The organism is Streptomyces sp. NPDC059816 (assembly GCF_042732055.1).
Classification (GTDB): Bacteria; Actinomycetota; Actinomycetes; order Streptomycetales; family Streptomycetaceae; genus Streptomyces.
Genome location: NZ_JBHWIQ010000003.1, coordinates 165,130 through 182,395 on the forward strand (window position 1 = coordinate 165,130; position 17,266 = coordinate 182,395).

Here is a 17,266-nt window from a genome sequence, read left to right on the forward strand (position 1 = left end):
TGACCACCACGCACCCGGCGAACGGGGGTGACGGGGGCCACGGTGCGGCCGTCCCGCTCGACGGAACCGACGAGCGGCCAGGTGTCGTCCTTGGTTGCGTGCAGCGCAAAGGCTTCCACATCCGCGCGGCAGGGGGGACCCTCCTGCTGGCCCACCTCCTCCTCGTGGGGTGGGTCACGCTGCGTCCCCTCGACGTCCCCTGGGTCAGCGCACCGAACTTCCGCCCCCTGGCGGGCATCGAGGCGGACCTCGCGCTGGGCCCGCGGGCGGCACTGCGGCAGATCGGCGAGGCGCTGGCCCTGTTGGCTCCGCTGGGTGTTCTCCTCCCCGCCGTGGGCGGCAGGTTGAACGTTTCCCTTTGGGGGTCGCTGCTGCGGACCGTGACTGCGGCGGGGCTGCTGTCCTTGGGCATCGAGATGTTCCAGACGGGGGTTCCGGGCCAGGTCGTGGACGTCGACTCGCTCCTGTTGAACACGACGGGCGTCGCCCTGACGCACCTCGCCGTGGTGCCGGCCGTCCGGGCCGGGCTCCGCCGCCGGGCCCGGCGACCCCGTAGGGCGCCCGCCCCCGCCCCGTCGACGTACCGGGAGGAGCGACCCCAGGGGGTGACCCCGACGATTACCAGGGTCGGTATCGCCCCGCAGAGTGATGTTTTGCCCGCTTCCCGTCCGTAGCGTGGAGGACATCGGCCGCCACGGGGGACAGTCACCCGGCGCGCCGGCCCGACACTGACCGTCACACCTCGTGAAGGAGCCCCCCATGACCGCCCTGGCCCGCCCCACCAACGGACGGATGATCGGCGGAGTGTGCGCGGCGCTGGCTCGGCGCTTCGGCACCTCCGCGATGACGATGCGCGTGTTCTTCGTGGTCTCGTGCCTGCTGCCGGGCCCCCAGTTCCTGCTCTACCTGGCCCTGTGGTTCTTCCTGCCGAGCGAGAAGTCCGCCACCGCCCGTACCTCCTGGTAGTCCCGTAGCGCACGACGAGGCCCGCCGACTCACCGGTCGGCGGGCCTCGTCGTGCGCGAGTGGGGTCAGCCCAGCGGGATCCCGTTGACCGGCAGGCCGCCGAGGAGTCCGCCGACCAGGGGCAGGCCCTTGGTCGGCAGGGCGCCGGTCAGCGCCTGGGTGATGGTCGGCCGGGCGGTGGTGGCCGCGGTGCCGAGAGCGGTCTTCGTGGCCTCCACGGAACGGGTGTCGGGCACGAGCTTGCTGGCGTCCGCGACGGGGAGGATCTTCGCCGCGTCGGCGAGCGGGAGGGTCCTGGCGACACCGCCCACGGCGGAGGTGGCGTCGGGCACCGCGGGAGCGGCGTTCGCGGCACCGGCGCCGACTGCGGCGAAAGCGGCACCGAGCGCGGCGACACCAAGGGTCTTGGCGGCAGACTGCTTCATGAAGAATTGCGTCCTTGCTGTTGAACGCGCTGTTGCGGGCGCGAAAGAGCGACATTTCCGAGACGAGCGGTCAAGAAACGTAGCCATGGCGCAGGGTCGCCGCAAACACGCGCGGGCGGCCGGAGTGTTGGTTCACCCGGCCGCCCGCGCGCTGTGCTTCTTAGCCCTCGTGGGCGATGGAACCCCTGGTCGAAGCGGTCTGCTCGAAGAGCCACGCGGACTTCAACTCGGCGTATCCGGGCTTGATCACGTCGTTGATCATGGCGAGACGTTCATCGAAAGGAATGAACGCTGATTTCATCGCATTGACGGTGAACCACTGCATGTCGTCGAGCGAGTATCCGAACGTGTCGACCAGGTGCTCGAACTCGCGGCTCATGCTGGTGCCCGACATCAGCCGGTTGTCGGTGTTCACGGTCGCCCGGAAGTGCAGGCGGCGCAGCAGTCCGATGGGGTGCTCCGCATAGGAGGCCGCGGCTGCCGTCTGGAGGTTGGAGGTCGGGCACAGCTCCAGGGGGATGCGCTTGTCGCGGACGTAGGAGGCGAGTCGGCCGAGCTTGACCGAACCGTCCTCGGCGACCTCGATGTCGTCGATGATCCGCACTCCGTGGCCGAGCCGGTCGGCGCCGCACCACTGGAGGGCCTGCCAGATGGAGGGCAGACCGAACGCCTCACCGGCGTGGATCGTGAAGTGGTTGTTCTCGCGCTTGAGGTACTCGAAGGCGTCGAGGTGCCGGGTGGGGGGGAACCCCGCTTCGGCACCCGCGATGTCGAACCCGACGACGCCGAGGTCGCGGTAGCGGTTGGCGAGTTCGGCGATCTCCAGGGCGCGGGCCGCGTGGCGCATCGCGGTCAGCAGGGCGCCCACCCGGATGCGGTGGCCGTTCTCCCTGGCCCGGCGCTCGCCCTCGCGGAAGCCGTCGTTGACGGCTTCGACGACCTCTTCGAGGGTGAGGCCCTTCTCCAGGTGCTGCTCGGGCGCGTAGCGCACCTCGGCGTAGACGACGCCGTCCTCGGCGAGGTCCTCCGCGCACTCGGCGGCGACCCGGAACAGGGCCTCCTTGGTCTGCATGACGGCACAGGTGTGCGCGAAGGTCTCCAGGTACCGTTCCAGCGAACCGGAGTCGGCCGCCTCCCGGAACCAGATGCCGAGCTTGTCGGCGTCGGTCTCGGGGAGGGCGTCGTACCCGCTCTCGCGGGCGAGGTCGACCACGGTGCCGGGGCGCAGGCCGCCGTCCAGGTGGTCGTGCAGAAGGACCTTGGGAGCCCGGCGGATCTGGTCGGCGCTGGGGGGCTCGGGGTGCTGACTGGTCTGGCTCGTCATTTGCGCACTGTACCTCCTACGCGCGTAGATACCGAGGGGTGGCGATCCGCCGATACGTAAAGGTGATCCCAAGGACGCGTGGCACGCACCACTACTTCTGGGAGTGTTCTGTCATGGGACTGGGAGCGGCTCAGGTGCGCGCGGCGCGGTTGGAGAAGGCGCGGGGGCCCGTGGGCGCGGCGGTGAGCGGGGTCGTGCTGGTGCTGCCGGGGGGCGAGGAGACCTCGGAGCGGCGTCCTGCGCGGCTGGCGGTGAGCTCCGCCCGGGGTCTCGGGCGGCATCTGGCCCGTCGGGGCCGGAGCAAGGGGCTCGTCACCCATGTGGTGCGATACCGGGCGCGCGGCTGGAACGGGCCGCAGGCCCTGTTGGCCTCGGACGCCCAGTGGGCCGCCGACGAGGCCGTCCGACGGTACGGGGACGTGCCCGTGTGCCTCGCCGGGGTCGGGATGGGCGGGCGGGCCGCGCTCCGGGCGGGTGGGCATCCGGCGGTGCACTCCGTGCTGGCGCTGGCGCCCTGGCTGCCCGAGGAGGGCGGGGCACAGCCGCCGGAGCCGGTCAAGCAGCTGGCCGGACGGCGAGTGATGATCGTGCACGGCACGAAGGACGTACGGAACGATCCCGAGCTGTCGTTCCGGTTGGCGGCCCGGGCGAAGAAGGCCAATCGGGACATCTGCCGGTTCGAGGTGCACGCGGACGGGCACGGGTTGCGCCAGTACCAGGACGAGGTGCGGGCGCTGTCCGTGAACTTCGTCCTCGGCACGTTGTTCGGGGTGCGGTTCGCCCGGCCGGTGGCCGATGCGTTGGCCGCGCCGCCGCCGTTGGGGCTGCGGATGCCGTTGGCCTCCGGCTTCGGCGGCACGTAGCGCGGTGTGCGCCCCGTCGCGCGCCGGCTGCCCTCTTGCGGTGCTCTCCCCCTGAGCAGCACGGTTCCGTGCTCTGTCCGTACCGCTACGCGAAGAAGGACGTTCCGCCGTGACGGCCGCGCCGTGCCGGGCGGTGGGCGATGAGTTCTGTCGGGGGGCGCGGTCTACCGTGCGTGGACGTCAATTCACCTGCTGTTCTGGTACTCCCCGCCGAGGTGGTGCGGGGAGAAGTCATCCTGCTGTGCGAGGACGTGCGGCTGCGGCTGGCGGCGACCGGGTCGGGCCGGGTCGTCTGCGACGCGGGGGCGCTCGTCGCCCCCGGTCTCGCAGCCGTCGACCTGCTGGCCCGCCTCCAGCTGACCGCCCGCCGCGCCGGGGGGCGGATCGTCGTGCGCGATCCGCCCCCCGCACTGCGGGAACTGATCCGGTTGGTCGGGCTACCGCTCCAGGTGGAGCGGGAGGTCGAACAGCGGGAACCACCGGGCCGTGTCGAGGAAGTTGGTGATCTCCACGATCCGACCGTCTGAGATCTCCACCACCTGGAGCGCCCACGGCTCGTAGCGGCCCGGGGTCTGCGTGGCGTGGTACTGGGCGAACGCCGGGGTGCCGTTGGCGACGGTCGGGACGAGGATCGAGCCCCGGCAGACCGCGCCGTGGCCCAGCATCCAGCCGGTGATCTCGTCGTGGCCCTGGAGCCAGAGGTCGTACGGGGGCATGGACAGCACCGCGTCGTCGTGGAGGAGGGCGGTGAGCTGCTCCATGTCGTAGCCCTCGAACGCCTCGACGTACCGCTTGAGGAGCTTCTGCTGTTCCTCGTCGGCGGGCTCGGCCGCGTCGGACTCCCGGACGTTCGCCGCGGCCAGCGTCGAGCGGGCCCGCTGGAGCGCGCTGTTGACGGAGGCCACCGAGGTGCCCAGGAGGTCGGCGACCTCCTGGGCGCGCCAGGCCAGCACCTCGCGCAGGATCAGCACCACCCGCTGCTTGGGCGGGAGGTGCTGGAGCGCGGCCATGAACGCGAGGCGCACCGACTCCCGGGCCACCACGGCCTGTTCGGGACCGGCGGTGTCGGGCAGGACCCGGCCGTCGGGGGCGGGCTCCAACCAGGTGGGCTCGGCGCGCTCCTTGAGGACCGCCGTCGCGTGGTGCTGCGGCTCGGTGAGGTCCATCGGGCGCGCCCGGCGGTTGCCCGCGTTCAGCATGTCCAGGCAGACGTTGGTCGCGATGCGGTACAGCCAGGAGCGCAGCGAGGAACGGCCCTCGAACTTGTCGAAGCTGCGCCAGGCGCGGACCATCGTGTCCTGGACGGCGTCCTCCGCTTCGAAGGACGAGCCGAGCATGCGGTAGCAGTACCCCGTCAGCTCCACCCGGTGCTTCTCCAACCGGACGTCGAGGTCGATAGCCGCCGTACTGTCAGTCATGGTCCAGCCCACCCCTGTGGTGTCGGCGTCGCCCCTGTGCGGCGCCAGCACGGGAAACGTACAGGAGGCCACTGACAATCGGGCTGGCCTGCGTCTTCTGCCTGCACGGCCCTCGTGGTCGGCGTAACGTGGTTCGCCTGTCTGCTCGTTGCCCGTGCCCGTGCCCGTGCCGAGGCGGTCGCCCCGCGACGCCGCCCCGGGCCGGCATTCACCGCGCCGCGCGGGCCACCCCTCGGTACCGTCCCACCACCGGACCGGTAGACGGTCGGACGGCGGGCGCGGCGGTCCGGGCGGCCACCCGGGCGGCGCGGGTGCCCACCAGTGTGATCACGACCACTCCGACCACGGCGAACACTCCGAGGGCCACGGCGGCCGGCCACCCGCCGGCGTGGAACGCCAGCGCTCCGACGGTGCTGCCCGCGCTGGAGCCCAGGTAGTACGCCGACTGGTACAGCGCCGACGCCTGGGCCCGTCCGTGGGTGGCGGTGCGGCTGACCGCCGCGGAGGCGACGGCGTGCCCGGCGAAGAACCCGGCGGTGATCAGCACCAGTCCGGCGAGCACCCAGACGAGCGAATCGGCGAGCGACAGCAACAGCCCGATCGAGGTGGTCGTGCCCGCCAGGTAGAGGGCTCCGCGCCGACCGAGCCGGGCGACGAGTTGACCGGCGGCGGCCGAGGACACCGTACCCACCAGGTAGACGAGGAAGATCGAACCCACCACGCCCTGGGGCAGCGAGAACGGGGCCTCGGTGAGCCGGTAGCCGATCACCGTGTACACCGCGCCGAACACCGTCATGAACAGGGCGCCGATCGCGTACAGCCGGCGCAGCAGCGGGTTCGCCAGGTGCTCGCGGACCGTGCGGCCGAGGTGGCGCGGGCTGAGCGGCGCGGCCGTGAAGTGGCGGGGCGCGGGGATCAGGGCCCGGAACGCCAGCGCGGTCAGCACGGCGAACAGTCCGAGCACGCCGAGCGCGACCCGCCAGCCCCACTCCTGGGCGACCCAGCCGGTGACGACCCGGCCGCTCATGCCGCCGATGCTGTTGCCCGCGACGAACAGTCCGATCGCGGCGACCAGGGCCTTGGGCCGCACCTCCTCGGCGAGGAACGCCATGGCGGAGGCGGGCACGCCGGCCAGTGCGGCGCCCTGCACGGCCCGCAGCGCGATCAGCGCGCCGAGCGAGGGGGCGAACGGGATCAGCAGGGACACCCCGACCGCGACGGCCAGCGACACGGTCATCAGGGTGCGGCGGCCGAACCGTTCGGACAGGGCGCTCAGCGGCAGGACGAACAGGGCGAGGGCGCCGGTGGCGGCGGACACCGTCCAGCTGGCGTCGGCCGCGCCGACGGCGAACTCGGTGGAGATCAGCGGGAGCAGGGCCTGGGTCGAGTACAGCAGGGCGAAGGTCGCGAGGCCCGCGAGGAACAGGGCGAGGCTCATCCGACGGTAGCCGGGGCCGCCGGGGGCCAGGCGCCGGTCCGAAGCAGCGGGCGGCGCGGCGTCCCCGGCCCCGGCGCGGGTGGCCGGGGCGACGGTCGAGGTGGCGGGTGTGATCGGGGACGGGGCGGCGGGCGGGGCGGCGGTCACGACGGTGGTCGCCGGGGCGCGCCCGGTGGACCGTGTGACCGCCCCGGTACTTGCGGCAGGCATGTCCTGAACGTACGACCGGGATTCTCATGCGTCCAATGCATGGAACGTCCATAATCGTTCCCATGGTGCATAAGGAGAGCTCAGGGGCGCGGCTGTCATCTGCTGGTGACGTAGATGACATCGTCACACTGTTGGCGCCGCGGCTGGCGTACTTCGCCGGGGTGGCCCGTACCGAGCACGTGACGCGGGCCGCGCAGGAGATGCAGGTGCCGCAGTCGACGCTGTCGCGGGCGATGGTCCGGTTGGAGCAGGACCTCGGGGTCGACCTGTTCGCGCGGCGGGGCCGCACCCTCGCGCTCACCCCGGCGGGCCGCACCTTCCTCACCTCCGTCGAGCGCGCGCTCGACGGCATCGGGCGGGCCGCCGAAGAAGTGCGCGCCGACACCGATCCGGCGAGCGGGAAGGTCGCCTTCGGCTTCCTGCACACCCTGGGCACGGAGACGGTCCCCGGACTGATCCGCGCCTTCCGTGCCGATCACCCCCGGATCCGCTTCAGCCTGGTGCAGAACTACGGCGAGGCCATGTTGGAGCGGCTGCGCGCGGGGGAGCTTGACCTGTGCCTGACGTCACCGGTGCCGGACGCGCCCGATCTGGTGGCCCGGCGGTTGGACGAGCAGCGGCTGCGGCTCGTGGTGCCGGACGACCACCGCTTGGCGGGCCGGCGCCGCATCCGTCTCGCGGAGGCCGCCGACGAGACCTTCGTGACGCTGGAGGAGGGGTACGGGCTGCGCCGCATCACCGACGACCTGTGCGCGGCGGCGGGCTTCCGGCCGCGGGTGGCCTTCGAGGGGGAGGAGGCCGAGACCCTGCGGGGCCTGGTGCAGGCGGGGCTCGGGGTGGCGCTGCTGCCGCCGCCCACGGTGGCCCGGCCGGGGGTGGTGGAGCTGACGGTGACGGCGCCGCGCGCGGTGCGCGAGATCGGGGTGGCCTGGCTCGCGGGCGGCGGTCCGGACACCCCTCCCGTGGCGGCGTTCAAGCGGTTCCTGCTGGCGCAGCGGGGGCACCTGCTGCCGGGCTGAGCCGGTCGAGAGGGGGGCGAGAGCCGGTCGGGAAGGGGCCGGGAGGCGCGGTGGGTGCCGGAGTTGAGCCATCGGGGAGCGGTGGGGTCCGGGGGGCCGGTGCGGACCCGCCGGGCGGCGGGCGTTCGGGCTCCGCGCGCCCCTGACGTTGCGGGGTTCCGACGCGGGCGGCCCGCCGCCGGGGCCCAGGCGGTTGCACGCTCAACGAGGCGTGGGGCGGAATTGAACGCCTTCGCCCGCGTTCCCATGTGACCGAAAGCAGCGTTGGAGAGGGCCAACTGGCCGAAATACCCTGGGCCTTGGTCTAGACCACGCTGATGACTCCGCCTCCCCCACGACATCGAGGCACCCCCACCTCAGGAGTGAACCATGCGCAAGAAGCTCAGCACTTCCGTGCTCGGCGCGGGCCTGGCCGTCGCCGCGCTCTTCGCCGCCACCGGCAGCGCCCAGGGCCACGGCTACGTGGACTCGCCCGCCAGCCGCTCCACGCTGTGCGGGAACGGGAGCGTCCAGAACTGCGGCCAGATCGAATGGGAGGCGTGGAGCGTCGAGGGCTACAAGGGCTTCCCCGGGCGCGGCCCCGCCGACGGCAAGATCTGTGCGGGCGGCGTCGGCCGGTTCTCCGAGCTGGACGACCCGCGCGGCGGCAAGTGGCCCGCGACCAAGGTCAACAGCGGCCAGAACTACACGTTCACCTGGCGCATGGTCGCCCGGCACGCCACGACCGACTTCCGCTACTACATCACCAAGGACGGGTACGACCCGTCGAAGCCGCTGACCAGGGCGGACCTCGAACCGCAGCCGTTCCTGACGGTGCCCTTCGGCGGTCGCATGCCGGACTGGACCGTCACCCACTCCGGGGTGCTGCCGCAGAAGTCCGGCAAGCACCTGATCCTCGGCGTGTGGACCGTGGACAACACGGATAACGCGTTCTACTCCTGCTCTGACGTTCAGTTCTAGGCGCTCTTCCGTACGGTCCGCCCTCCTCAGGCACGGGCGCCCGTCTCTCCTCTCGGGGGCGGGCGTCGGGCTGTGCGGGTGCGTTCACCTGGCGGTGCGCTGTGCCTCTCGGGTGCGCGGTTGGTTCTGCGCAGTTCCCCGCGCCCCTTATCGGGGCCGTCCCGGGCTCGGGATCGCTGTGCTGTGCAGGTGCGCGGTTTTTTGCGCAGTTCCCCGCGCCCCTATCGGGGCCCGTGCTGGTCTGCGGCAGCCTCGGCGGACAGCGCACCCGCAGCAGGGCGCCCCGACAGGGGCGCGGGGAACTGCGCGAGCAACCACGGCGCACCCGCACGTGCCAGCGCACGCGGGCCAGAGCAGCCCCGACAGGGGCGCGGGGAACTGCGCGAGCAACCACGGCGCACCCGCACGTGCCAGCGCACGCGGGCCAGAGCGGCCCCGACAGGGGCGCGGGGAACTGCGCGGGCACGCACGGCGCACCCGTAGAAGGCGACGAAGCAGCACCGCTCCGGTCAGGACGTGCGGGACATCGCCCGGTGCTCAGTGGGCCGCACGCCCTTGGTCCGCTTGAACGCCACGCTCAGCGCATACGCATTGGCGTAGCCGACCCGCCGGGAGACCGCCTCGACCGTGTCGTCCGTGCGGGACAGCAGATCCGCCGCGAGACAGATCCGCCACTCCGTGAGGTACGCCATCGGCGGGCTCCCCATCAGCTCGGTGAACCGCCGGGCGAGCCCCGCCCGGGAGACCCCCACCGTCGCGGCGAGCGCGGCAACCGTCCAGGGACGGGCCGGGTCGTCGTGCAACAGCTTCAGGGCCCGGCTGACGACCGGGTCCCCGTACGCCCGGTACCAGGACGGGGCCGACGCCTCGGGCAGTTCGAACCAGGCCCGCAGGCTCGACACCAGCAGCAGCTCCAGCAGCCGGTCCAGGACCACCTGCTGCCCGGGGGTGTTCCGGTGGATCTCCTCGGCGATCATCTCCAGGGTCGCGGACCCGCCCGGCGGCGACGGCACCCGGACGAACCGCGGCAAGGCGTCCAACACCCGCTGCGACACACTGCTCTCCACCCGGTACGTGCCCTTGAGCGCCACCGGCTGCGGCCCCTCGCCGTCGCACCCGTCGCCCCGACCGTCCCGCGCGCCCGTCGCGTGCCGGCATCCCGGGCAGTCGTCGATCAGCAGGGCGCCCCCCGGCGTCGTACAGCGAGCGGTGCCCTGGACGACGACGAGCGGGGCCGTGCCGGGATCGTCGCTGATGACGTACGGCTCGGGGCCCACCACGATCACCACGTCACCGGGGCGCAGCAGAACCGGCGCCGGGGTCACCCCGCCGACCGCGTCGCTGCTGAGCCACGCCTCACCGCTGAACATGGTGAGCAGGACGAGCTGGTTGTGCTCCTCGAAGCGGAGGGACCACGGCGGGCGCAACACGGCCTGGTCGAACAGTGCCCCCTGCGGGCGGACGTCCCGCAACAGGACGGACAGCGCGTCATCCATCCTGTGAGTCTAGGCAGGCCGGCGACCGGACGGCTCCCGGCTCGGGCGCCGCCGCCGGGGCGCCCCTTGGACGGATGGACATCTACGTGAGCGCGACAGCCATCGCGCACCCCGCCACCTGCGGTTTGACTGGTGTGCATGACGACCGAACAGAACTCCGCGCCCGTGCTCGTCCTCGGCGGAACCGGTAAGACCGGCCGCCGGGTCACCGCCGAGCTGATCCGCCGTGGCTTCACCGCCCGCCCCGCCTCCCGCAAGGCCACGACCCGCTTCGACTGGTCCGACCCCGACACCTGGGGGCCCGCCCTCGAAGGGGTGCGCGCCGTCTACATCGTGGACTCCCAGGGACCGGACGCCGCCGCCGAGGTCCGCGCCTTCGCCCGGATCGCCGCCGAACGGGGCGTGCAGCGGCTGGTGTTGCTGTCCGCCCGGGTCTGGGGCGAGGTCGACGACCCCGCCTTGCGCGCCACCGAGGACGCGGTGACCGAGTCGGGCCTCGACTGGACGATCCTGCGCCCCGGGTGGTTCGTCCAGAACTTCACGGAGGAGTGGTTCCTGTCCTCCGTGTTCACCACGGGCGAGCTGCGCATCCCCACCGGTGAGGGTCGGGAGGCGTTCATCGACCTGGAGGACCTGGCCGAGGTCGCCGCCGTCGCGCTGACCGAGGACGGGCACGCGGGCGAGACGTACGTCCTGTCCGGGCCGCGGGCGCTGACCCTCGGGGAGACCGTCGCCGAGATCGGCGCCGCCGCCGGACGGCCCCTGCGCCACGTGCCGGTCAGCGACGAGGAGTACCTGGCGGACCAGCGGGCCGCCGGGACGCCCGAGGAGGTGGCCCAGTTGCTGCTGCAGTTGTTCCGGCACATCCGGGAGGGCCGTAGCGAGGCGCTCGGCGACGGGGTGCAGCGGGCGCTCGGGCGGGAGCCCCGGGCCCTCGCCGCGTACGTGGCGGCCACGGACTTCGGTGCGGTGCTCGCCCAGGGGTCCGCCCAGGAGTCCGCCGGCTGAGCTTCAGTGGGCCTCGGGGCGGGGGCCGGGTGAAAACCGCTCGCGGGGTCGGCGTGCCCCGACTACCGTGCGGCGACATGCCAGTTGAAGGTGTTGCCGAAGGTGTTCCGGACGGCCCCAAGGACGTCGTCCGGCGCGGCTACGACGCGCTGTCGCTCCGGTACGAGACGGCGTTCGACGCGGACACCAAGTACCGGGAGTGGCTCACCGACCTGTGCGCACGTCTGGAGCCGGGCGGTCGGGTGCTCGACCTGGGCTGCGGGAGCGGGGTGCCCGTCGCCCGGGACCTGGCGGCGGCGGGGCACCGGGTCACCGGCGTCGACATCAGCGGGGTCCAGGTGCGCCGGGCCCGGCTCCTCGTGCCGGAGGCCGAGTTCTTCGAGGCCGACGCCACCGCCGTCGACTTCGCACCGGAGTCCTTCGACGCGGTGCTCGCCCTGTACTCGCTGATCCATGTCCCGTTGGACGAACAGCTCCCCCTGCTGCGACGCCTCACCGGGTGGCTGCGGCCGGGCGGGCAGTTCCTCGCCACGGTGGGCCAGCGCGCCTGGACGGGCACCGACGAGGACTGGCTCGGCAGCGGGGTCACCATGTGGTGGAGCCACCCCGACGCGGACACCAGCCGGGCCTGGCTCGCCGAGGCCGGACTCCAGGTCGAACGGGAGCAGTTCGTCCCCGAGGGGGACAGCGGCCATGTGCTGTTCGTGGCGCGCCGCCCCGGCTGACGCACGGTCGACCGGGGCGGGTGCCCGCCAGGCGCGGGACGGTTAGGAGATGCGTTCCAGAACGATCGGGCTCGGCGCGAAGTCCGTCGGGTCGACGGTGACGTCGTAGGCGCCCGTCAAGGACTCCAGTGCGTAGTCGAAGCGCTCGGGGGTGTCGGTGTGCAGGGTCAGCAGCGGCTGGCCCTCGGTGACCGTGTCACCCGGCTTGGCGTGGAGCTCGACGCCCGCCCCGGCCTGCACCGGGTCCTCCTTGCGGGCGCGCCCGGCACCGAGCCGCCAGGCGGCCACACCGACGTCGTACGCGTCGAGCCGGGTGAGCACACCGGACGCGGGCGCCGTGATGACGTGCTGCTCGCGGGCGACCGGCAGCGGCGCGTCGGGGTCGCCGCCCTGGGCGGCGATCATGCGGCGCCACACGTCCATCGCGGAACCGTCGGCGAGCGCCTTAGCCGGGTCGACGTCGCGCAGCCCCGCCGCGTCCAGCATCTCGCGGGCGAGCGCGAGGGTGAGTTCGACGACGTCGGCCGGGCCGCCGCCCGCGAGGACCTCGACCGACTCGCGGACCTCCAGTGCGTTGCCCGCGGTCAGGCCGAGCGGGGTGGACATGTCGGTGAGCAGGGCGACCGTGCGCACTCCGCTGTCGGTGCCCAGGCCGACCATGGTGGACGCCAGCTCGCGGGCGTCGTCCAGGTTCTTCATGAACGCGCCGGTGCCGACCTTGACGTCCAGGACGAGGGAACCGGTGCCCTCGGCGATCTTCTTCGACATGATCGAGGACGCGATCAGCGGAATGGCCTCGACGGTGCCGGTGACGTCCCGCAGCGCGTACAGCTTCTTGTCGGCCGGGGCCAGTCCGTCGCCCGCCGCGCAGATCACGGCGCCGACCCCGTCGAGGACGGACAGCATCTGCTCGTTGGAGAGCAGCGCACGCCAGCCGGGGATGGACTCCAGCTTGTCCAGGGTGCCGCCGGTGTGGCCGAGACCGCGGCCCGAGAGCTGCGGCACGGCGGCCCCGCAGGCGGCGACCAGCGGGGCGAGCGGCAGGGTGATCTTGTCGCCGACGCCGCCGGTGGAGTGCTTGTCGGCGGTGGGCCGGGACAGCGACGAGAAGTCCATGCGCTCGCCGGAGGCGATCATCGCGGCGGTCCAGCGGGCGATCTCGCGACGGTTCATGCCGTTCAGCAGGATCGCCATGGCCAGGGCGGACATCTGCTCGTCGGCGACCGTGCCGCGGGTGTACGCGTCGATGACCCAGTCGATCTGCTCATCGCTGAGTTCGCTGCGGTCCCGCTTGGCGCGGATGACGGAGATGACGTCCATGGCATGTCCTTCCAACGACTGAGAACACCCGTGCCGCCGGCCCGGGGGCACGGGTATGCGACTCTACGCGCATAGAGAGAGGTTGGGTACGTCCGGGGACATCCCGGGCGGGCCCCGTGCCCGCGGCGGGACCGGTCATCAGCGGAACGCACCGCCGAGCGGGCGCACCGGATCGGAGCGGGTTCAGTGGTCGCGGCCGGTGAGCCGGTCGTGGCCGGTGAGCGTCCACACCAGGAACGCGAGGGTGCTGATTCCGGCGCCCAGTACGCACACGGCACCCCAGCCGAACGCCGCGTAGAGGGAGGTGGCGGCGAGGGCGCCGGTGGCGCTGCCGATCGAGTAGAAGACCATGTAGCCGCCGATCAGCCGGCCGCCCGCCTCCGGATGGAGTGCGTAGATGAGGGTCTGGTTGGTGACGTGGACCGCCTGCACGGCGAAGTCCAGGACGATCACCCCGATGACCAGGGCCCACAGCGAGCTGTCGACGTGGGCCAGCGGTAGCCAGGAGACGGCGAGCAGGGCCAGGCCGCCGCCGGTGGTCCATCGGGAGAGTCCGCGGTCGTTCAGCCGCCCCGCCGCGTTGGCCGCGAGCGCACCCACGGCACCGACCAGCCCGAACGCTCCGATCGCGGTGTGGGACAGGGAGTGCGGGGCCTCGCTGAGCGGCAGCGCGACACTGCTCCACAGGGTGCTGAAGGCGGCGAAGACCAGGAAGGCGAGCAGGGCCCGGAGCCTGAGGAGCGGTTCCCGTGCGAAGAGGGTGACCGTGGAGCGCAGGAGCTGACCGTAACGCAGGGTGCTCGGCGCGGCGTCGGCGTGGCGTTGCGGGAGCGATCGGTGCAGGACGAGGGCGAGCAGGGCGGTGAGGACCGCCGAGGCGAGGTAGACGGACCGCCAGCCCGCGAAGTCGGCCAGCAGGCCGGCCACCGTACGGGCGAGCAGGATGCCGATGACGACGCCACCGGTCACCTGACCGACGACCCGCCCGCGCCGGTCGGGAGGTGCGAGCGATGCGGCGTGGACGACCAGCGTCTGCGTCACCACCGCGAGCAGGCCCACGGCTGCCATGCCCGCGAGCAGCACCGATGCGGCGGGGGCGGCGGCGACCACGGCCAAGGCCCCTACCAGCATCAGCAGTTGGGCAACGATGAGGCGGCGGCGGTCGACCATGTCCCCCAGCGGCACCAGCAGGAAGAGTCCCAGCCCGTAGCCGACCTGGGTCAGCGTCACGATGCCGCCGACCAGTGCCGGGCTCATCCCGAGGTCGCGGCCGATCGTCACCAGGAGCGGTTGCGCGAAGTAGACGTTGGCCACTGCGGCTCCGCCGGCGACGGCGAGCAGCGGAACCACCCCGCGGGGTGGCGGCACGGACGGGGAAGCACGTTCGGGCGAGGGTGCGGGTCCGCCGTCGTCGGGCCCGCGTCGCGGCACCTCCGTCGCACCGCTGCCGACCTCACGGTTCCCCACCATGGCGCCCCTCCACCCCTCCGGCAAGCTGGTTTCAACTTGCTACCAGTATGGACGGTAGCCCGCTTGGTAGCATGTTGCAACCGGAATGGGAGCGGGGAACGGCATGGTGAGAAGGAAGCGCCTCGACGACAGTGACTGTCCGGTCGCGCGGTCGGTCGACGCGATCGGGGACTGGTGGTCGCTGTTGATCGTGCGGGACGCGTTCGACGGGAGTCGCCGTTTCGGGGAGTTCCAGCGCAGCCTCGGCGTCGCGAAGAACATCCTCACCGCGCGTCTGCGCGCCCTGGTCGACAGTGGCGTCCTCGCCTCCGTCCCCGCCTCCGACGGCAGCGCCTACCGCGAGTACGTCCTGACCTCGAAGGGCGAAGCGCTGTTCCCCGTGATCGTGGCGCTACGGCAGTGGGGCGAGCAGAGCCTCTTCGAACCCGGGGAGCCGCACTCGGAGTTGGTCGACCGTCGGCACGAGCGTCCGCTGCGCGCGCTGGAGGTCCGGGCGGCGGACGGACGCCGGTTGGACCCCGGTGACACCGCGGTCCACAAGCTGCCCGCGGGGGATTGATCGGAGCCGAGTCGCACGGGCCCCGGGGTCAGTCGGGGAACTCCGACCGAAGGTCGACGAGAGTACAGCGCCGCAGTTCCGACACCTGTTGCGAGGCAAGGAACCAGCGGCTCTGCGGATGCCCATAGGGGAGGTAACAGTCAGCGGAGGAGGTCAGACCACCGAGACCTCCGGGGGCATGGAACGCGCCGAAGACGCCACACGGCCGCACCTTCCGGGCCCTGACGGCCACCGCTTCCCGCAGATGAGGACAGCGTCGCAGCGCGATCGCAGCACAGGGCCGACAGATCGGCGGCTTCGCACAGTGCACCCCTTCAGGCCACTCCGGCGATCCCGCCTCAGAACTCGATGCCGGAAGGAGGAAGAGCCAGCCCCGCGAGGTTCGGCTCGCACCGCCCCCGCACACCTGGCACGCGCTCCGCGTCATCGCGTCGCGCTGGCGCAACGGGTGCACCGAACCGAACTCCGGCCGACCCTGGCCTACTGCGTGAGGCGGCCTCGGTTCCTATGGCCTCGACAGCGCGACGTGAAGTCCGACGGGCGAGGAGAAGGCATGAGGGAACCTCCCTGCATGGGACGGGGCGGCGCATCTGCTTGGCGGTAGGGGCGCCGCTCCTGCACGGGGCCTGGAAAGGCCGTGGCCTCACGACCACAACCTCACTATGACACCTAGACAACCAACCTCAATCGAGTCTGCTCGGATCCATCCGATAGGACACTTCGAACCGTTCGGCGGACATCCGCGTGTCGTTGACTTCGAGGCATTCTCCGTGCTGGTTGCGAGTGACCCTCAGCAAGCGCAGGACCGGGACACCGTCACCCAGGCGCAGCAGTTCGCGTTCTTGCGGGGTCGGCATGCGTGCGTTGCACACTTCGATCCAGTGCAGGACGTGCCCGGCTGCCTCCATGAGGCCGTAGATTCCGGTCGGACCCGTGTCGCGTTCTTCGAGCCGGGTGCCTCGTGCGATGCGCTCGGGAAGGTATGACGTGGCCAGCTGAAGCGGGAACGTGCTGCCGGGCGGGCCCATGTTGCGCTCACGCCGAAAGGTGGGCTCGTCAGCCCCGATGCCCATGAGTGTGGCGACATCCGCCGGAGCCGTTCCCCAGTGGAGCACCGATGGCGCCAGGGCGACCCACCCCTTGGCTTGGGCATCGAAGTAGTAGCCGCGTTCGTCGCTCAGCACACCACGGCCCCGATCGATGCGCCGACGGTCGGCGGGAGCACGTACGAACACTCCCCTGCCCACGTGGGACTCGACAAGGCCCTCGGCCTTGAGCGCGGCGACCGCCTGCGAGGCCGTCACGTGGGTGATCTCGTACTCGCCGGCCAACTCCCGTGCGGACGGGAGCTTGTCACCTGGCCCGTACACACCGGAGGTGATCGCGGCCCGCAGCGCGTCCGCGACCTGCCGGAACGGCGGTCGCGCATCCGATGGATCGATCACCTGTACCTCCCTGGGCACCCTATGGAGCATGCGCATCCATCGAACCACGCGCCCCGAACACGCACGAACCGGACCGGTGGCCCGTTCCCGATGGGCCAGCCGCCGGGCCGGGACCGTGTGAACGGCCGACCGCCCGAGCTAGCCGAGGACCGCGTCGACCTCCACCTCGACGAGCCAGTCCGGGTCGATGAAGCGCGAGACCTCCACGAACGTGGTGACCGGACGCACCGCGGCGAAGCGCTCCCCGTGGGCCCGCGCCGCCTCACGCCAGCGGGTCACGTCCGTGAGCATGATGCGGGTGCGGATGACGTCCGCGAACGAGGCCCCCGCGTCCTCCAGCGCCGCTTCGGCGATGTCCAGGCACCTGACGGTCTGGGCGTAGACGTCACCCTGTCCCACGGTGGTCCCGTCGTCCCCGAGGGGGGCCGTGCCGGCGACCGCGATGTGCGAGCCGACCCGGACCGCCCGGGAGAAACCGATCTCCGGTTCGAGGGGCGACCCGGAACCCACGTTCTTCCTCACCGTCTCCATCGCTCCAGACTCCCACGTTCCCCGACGCCGACGGCCCCCGCCCCCGCGGGCAGCGGGGACGGGGGCCGTCGGGTCGGGCGGGCGGGTCG

The 17,266-nt window shown here is 72.2% G+C and carries 18 protein-coding genes; 9 read left to right on the forward strand and 9 right to left on the reverse strand.

The window, feature by feature from the left end; genetic code table 11:
• The first annotated feature begins 98 nt into the window (after positions 1-98).
• Both ACFV88_RS05550 and ACFV88_RS05555 read left to right on the forward strand, forming a co-directional pair.
• Positions 99-674 carry a VanZ family protein gene (locus ACFV88_RS05550; RefSeq protein WP_385486736.1) on the forward strand — a complete coding sequence of 192 codons (576 nt, stop codon included), beginning with the start codon at positions 99-101 and terminating at the stop codon, positions 672-674.
• Positions 675-759: 85 nt separating this feature from the next.
• Positions 760-966 carry a PspC domain-containing protein gene (locus ACFV88_RS05555; protein WP_385486325.1) on the forward strand — a complete coding sequence of 69 codons (207 nt, stop codon included), beginning with the start codon at positions 760-762 and terminating at the stop codon, positions 964-966.
• Positions 967-1,031: 65 nt separating this feature from the next.
• Here ACFV88_RS05555 and ACFV88_RS05560 read toward each other — a convergent pair whose 3' ends face one another.
• Both ACFV88_RS05560 and ACFV88_RS05565 read right to left on the reverse strand, forming a co-directional pair.
• Entirely contained in the window at positions 1,032-1,391 is a 360-nt protein-coding gene (locus ACFV88_RS05560; protein ID WP_385486327.1) for an ATP-binding protein, read from the reverse strand.
• Between the two features lie 160 nt (positions 1,392-1,551).
• Entirely contained in the window at positions 1,552-2,715 is a 1,164-nt protein-coding gene (locus ACFV88_RS05565) for an adenosine deaminase (RefSeq protein WP_385486329.1), read from the reverse strand.
• A 113-nt stretch (positions 2,716-2,828) separates the two neighbouring features.
• Between ACFV88_RS05565 and ACFV88_RS05570 the strand changes: the two genes are divergently transcribed.
• Positions 2,829-3,578, forward strand: a complete 750-nt coding sequence (locus ACFV88_RS05570; protein WP_385486331.1) for an alpha/beta hydrolase — start codon at positions 2,829-2,831, stop codon at positions 3,576-3,578.
• 173 nt (positions 3,579-3,751) lie between these two features.
• Positions 3,752-4,105 carry an STAS domain-containing protein gene (locus ACFV88_RS05575; RefSeq protein WP_385486333.1) on the forward strand — a complete coding sequence of 118 codons (354 nt, stop codon included), beginning with the start codon at positions 3,752-3,754 and terminating at the stop codon, positions 4,103-4,105.
• Here ACFV88_RS05575 and ACFV88_RS05580 read toward each other — a convergent pair.
• On the reverse strand, positions 4,016-4,996 hold the full coding sequence (locus tag ACFV88_RS05580; RefSeq protein ID WP_385486335.1) for a sigma-70 family RNA polymerase sigma factor: 981 nt from the start codon (positions 4,994-4,996) through the stop codon (positions 4,016-4,018). The two genes, ACFV88_RS05575 and ACFV88_RS05580, sit on opposite strands and share 90 nt — an antisense overlap.
• A gap of 208 nt (positions 4,997-5,204) precedes the next feature.
• A complete protein-coding gene (locus ACFV88_RS05585) occupies positions 5,205-6,644 on the reverse strand; it encodes an MFS transporter (RefSeq protein ID WP_385486337.1) in 1,440 nt (479 codons plus the stop codon).
• A gap of 62 nt (positions 6,645-6,706) precedes the next feature.
• Between ACFV88_RS05585 and ACFV88_RS05590 the strand changes: the two genes are divergently transcribed.
• Both ACFV88_RS05590 and ACFV88_RS05595 read left to right on the forward strand, forming a co-directional pair.
• Positions 6,707-7,663, forward strand: coding sequence for a LysR family transcriptional regulator (locus tag ACFV88_RS05590; RefSeq protein WP_385486339.1), 957 nt, complete (start codon positions 6,707-6,709; stop codon positions 7,661-7,663).
• Between the two features lie 369 nt (positions 7,664-8,032).
• Positions 8,033-8,623, forward strand: coding sequence for a lytic polysaccharide monooxygenase (locus ACFV88_RS05595; RefSeq protein ID WP_385486341.1), 591 nt, complete (start codon positions 8,033-8,035; stop codon positions 8,621-8,623).
• A gap of 509 nt (positions 8,624-9,132) precedes the next feature.
• Here ACFV88_RS05595 and ACFV88_RS05600 read toward each other — a convergent pair.
• Positions 9,133-10,119 carry a cupin domain-containing protein gene (locus ACFV88_RS05600; protein WP_385486343.1) on the reverse strand — a complete coding sequence of 329 codons (987 nt, stop codon included), beginning with the start codon at positions 10,117-10,119 and terminating at the stop codon, positions 9,133-9,135.
• A gap of 138 nt (positions 10,120-10,257) precedes the next feature.
• On the opposite strand from ACFV88_RS05600, the gene ACFV88_RS05605 reads away from it, so the two are divergent.
• Together ACFV88_RS05605 and ACFV88_RS05610 are read left to right on the forward strand one after the other, a co-directional pair.
• The gene (locus tag ACFV88_RS05605; RefSeq protein WP_385486345.1) at positions 10,258-11,127 is read left to right on the forward strand and encodes an NAD(P)H-binding protein; all 870 of its coding nucleotides are present in this window, start codon (positions 10,258-10,260) and stop codon (positions 11,125-11,127) included.
• 77 nt (positions 11,128-11,204) lie between these two features.
• Positions 11,205-11,852, forward strand: coding sequence for a class I SAM-dependent methyltransferase (locus ACFV88_RS05610; protein WP_385486347.1), 648 nt, complete (start codon positions 11,205-11,207; stop codon positions 11,850-11,852).
• A gap of 42 nt (positions 11,853-11,894) precedes the next feature.
• Here ACFV88_RS05610 and ACFV88_RS05615 read toward each other — a convergent pair whose 3' ends face one another.
• Positions 11,895-13,172 (reverse strand): thymidine phosphorylase, encoded by a 1,278-nt coding sequence (locus tag ACFV88_RS05615; protein ID WP_385486349.1) that lies wholly within the window; start codon positions 13,170-13,172, stop codon positions 11,895-11,897.
• 183 nt (positions 13,173-13,355) lie between these two features.
• Positions 13,356-14,642, reverse strand: coding sequence for an MFS transporter (locus ACFV88_RS05620; RefSeq protein WP_385486351.1), 1,287 nt, complete (start codon positions 14,640-14,642; stop codon positions 13,356-13,358).
• A gap of 103 nt (positions 14,643-14,745) precedes the next feature.
• On the opposite strand from ACFV88_RS05620, the gene ACFV88_RS05625 reads away from it, so the two are divergent.
• Positions 14,746-15,201, forward strand: a complete 456-nt coding sequence (locus ACFV88_RS05625; protein WP_385486353.1) for a winged helix-turn-helix transcriptional regulator — start codon at positions 14,746-14,748, stop codon at positions 15,199-15,201.
• A 683-nt stretch (positions 15,202-15,884) separates the two neighbouring features.
• Here the strand turns inward: ACFV88_RS05625 and ACFV88_RS05630 are convergent.
• Together ACFV88_RS05630 and ACFV88_RS05635 are read right to left on the reverse strand one after the other, a co-directional pair.
• Positions 15,885-16,646 (reverse strand): GntR family transcriptional regulator, encoded by a 762-nt coding sequence (locus ACFV88_RS05630; protein WP_385486355.1) that lies wholly within the window; start codon positions 16,644-16,646, stop codon positions 15,885-15,887.
• A gap of 138 nt (positions 16,647-16,784) precedes the next feature.
• On the reverse strand, positions 16,785-17,177 hold the full coding sequence (locus ACFV88_RS05635) for a RidA family protein (protein WP_385486357.1): 393 nt from the start codon (positions 17,175-17,177) through the stop codon (positions 16,785-16,787).
• Between the last annotated feature and the right edge of the window lie 89 nt (positions 17,178-17,266).

What these genes read in the sequence shown, in the direction of transcription:
- ACFV88_RS05555 (WP_385486325.1), top strand. Translation starts at nt 760, where the DNA reads ATGACCGCCCTGGCCCGCCCCACCAACGGACGGATGATCGGCGGAGTG.
- ACFV88_RS05560 (WP_385486327.1), bottom strand. Translation starts at nt 1,391, where the DNA reads ATGAAGCAGTCTGCCGCCAAGACCCTTGGTGTCGCCGCGCTCGGTGCC.
- ACFV88_RS05565 (WP_385486329.1), bottom strand. Translation starts at nt 2,715, where the DNA reads ATGACGAGCCAGACCAGTCAGCACCCCGAGCCCCCCAGCGCCGACCAG.
- ACFV88_RS05570 (WP_385486331.1), top strand. Translation starts at nt 2,829, where the DNA reads ATGGGACTGGGAGCGGCTCAGGTGCGCGCGGCGCGGTTGGAGAAGGCG.
- ACFV88_RS05580 (WP_385486335.1), bottom strand. Translation starts at nt 4,996, where the DNA reads ATGACTGACAGTACGGCGGCTATCGACCTCGACGTCCGGTTGGAGAAG.
- ACFV88_RS05585 (WP_385486337.1), bottom strand. Translation starts at nt 6,644, where the DNA reads ATGCCTGCCGCAAGTACCGGGGCGGTCACACGGTCCACCGGGCGCGCC.
- ACFV88_RS05590 (WP_385486339.1), top strand. Translation starts at nt 6,707, where the DNA reads ATGGTGCATAAGGAGAGCTCAGGGGCGCGGCTGTCATCTGCTGGTGAC.
- ACFV88_RS05595 (WP_385486341.1), top strand. Translation starts at nt 8,033, where the DNA reads ATGCGCAAGAAGCTCAGCACTTCCGTGCTCGGCGCGGGCCTGGCCGTC.
- ACFV88_RS05600 (WP_385486343.1), bottom strand. Translation starts at nt 10,119, where the DNA reads ATGGATGACGCGCTGTCCGTCCTGTTGCGGGACGTCCGCCCGCAGGGG.
- ACFV88_RS05605 (WP_385486345.1), top strand. Translation starts at nt 10,258, where the DNA reads ATGACGACCGAACAGAACTCCGCGCCCGTGCTCGTCCTCGGCGGAACC.
- ACFV88_RS05610 (WP_385486347.1), top strand. Translation starts at nt 11,205, where the DNA reads ATGCCAGTTGAAGGTGTTGCCGAAGGTGTTCCGGACGGCCCCAAGGAC.
- ACFV88_RS05615 (WP_385486349.1), bottom strand. Translation starts at nt 13,172, where the DNA reads ATGGACGTCATCTCCGTCATCCGCGCCAAGCGGGACCGCAGCGAACTC.
- ACFV88_RS05620 (WP_385486351.1), bottom strand. Translation starts at nt 14,642, where the DNA reads ATGGTGGGGAACCGTGAGGTCGGCAGCGGTGCGACGGAGGTGCCGCGA.
- ACFV88_RS05625 (WP_385486353.1), top strand. Translation starts at nt 14,746, where the DNA reads ATGGTGAGAAGGAAGCGCCTCGACGACAGTGACTGTCCGGTCGCGCGG.
- ACFV88_RS05635 (WP_385486357.1), bottom strand. Translation starts at nt 17,177, where the DNA reads ATGGAGACGGTGAGGAAGAACGTGGGTTCCGGGTCGCCCCTCGAACCG.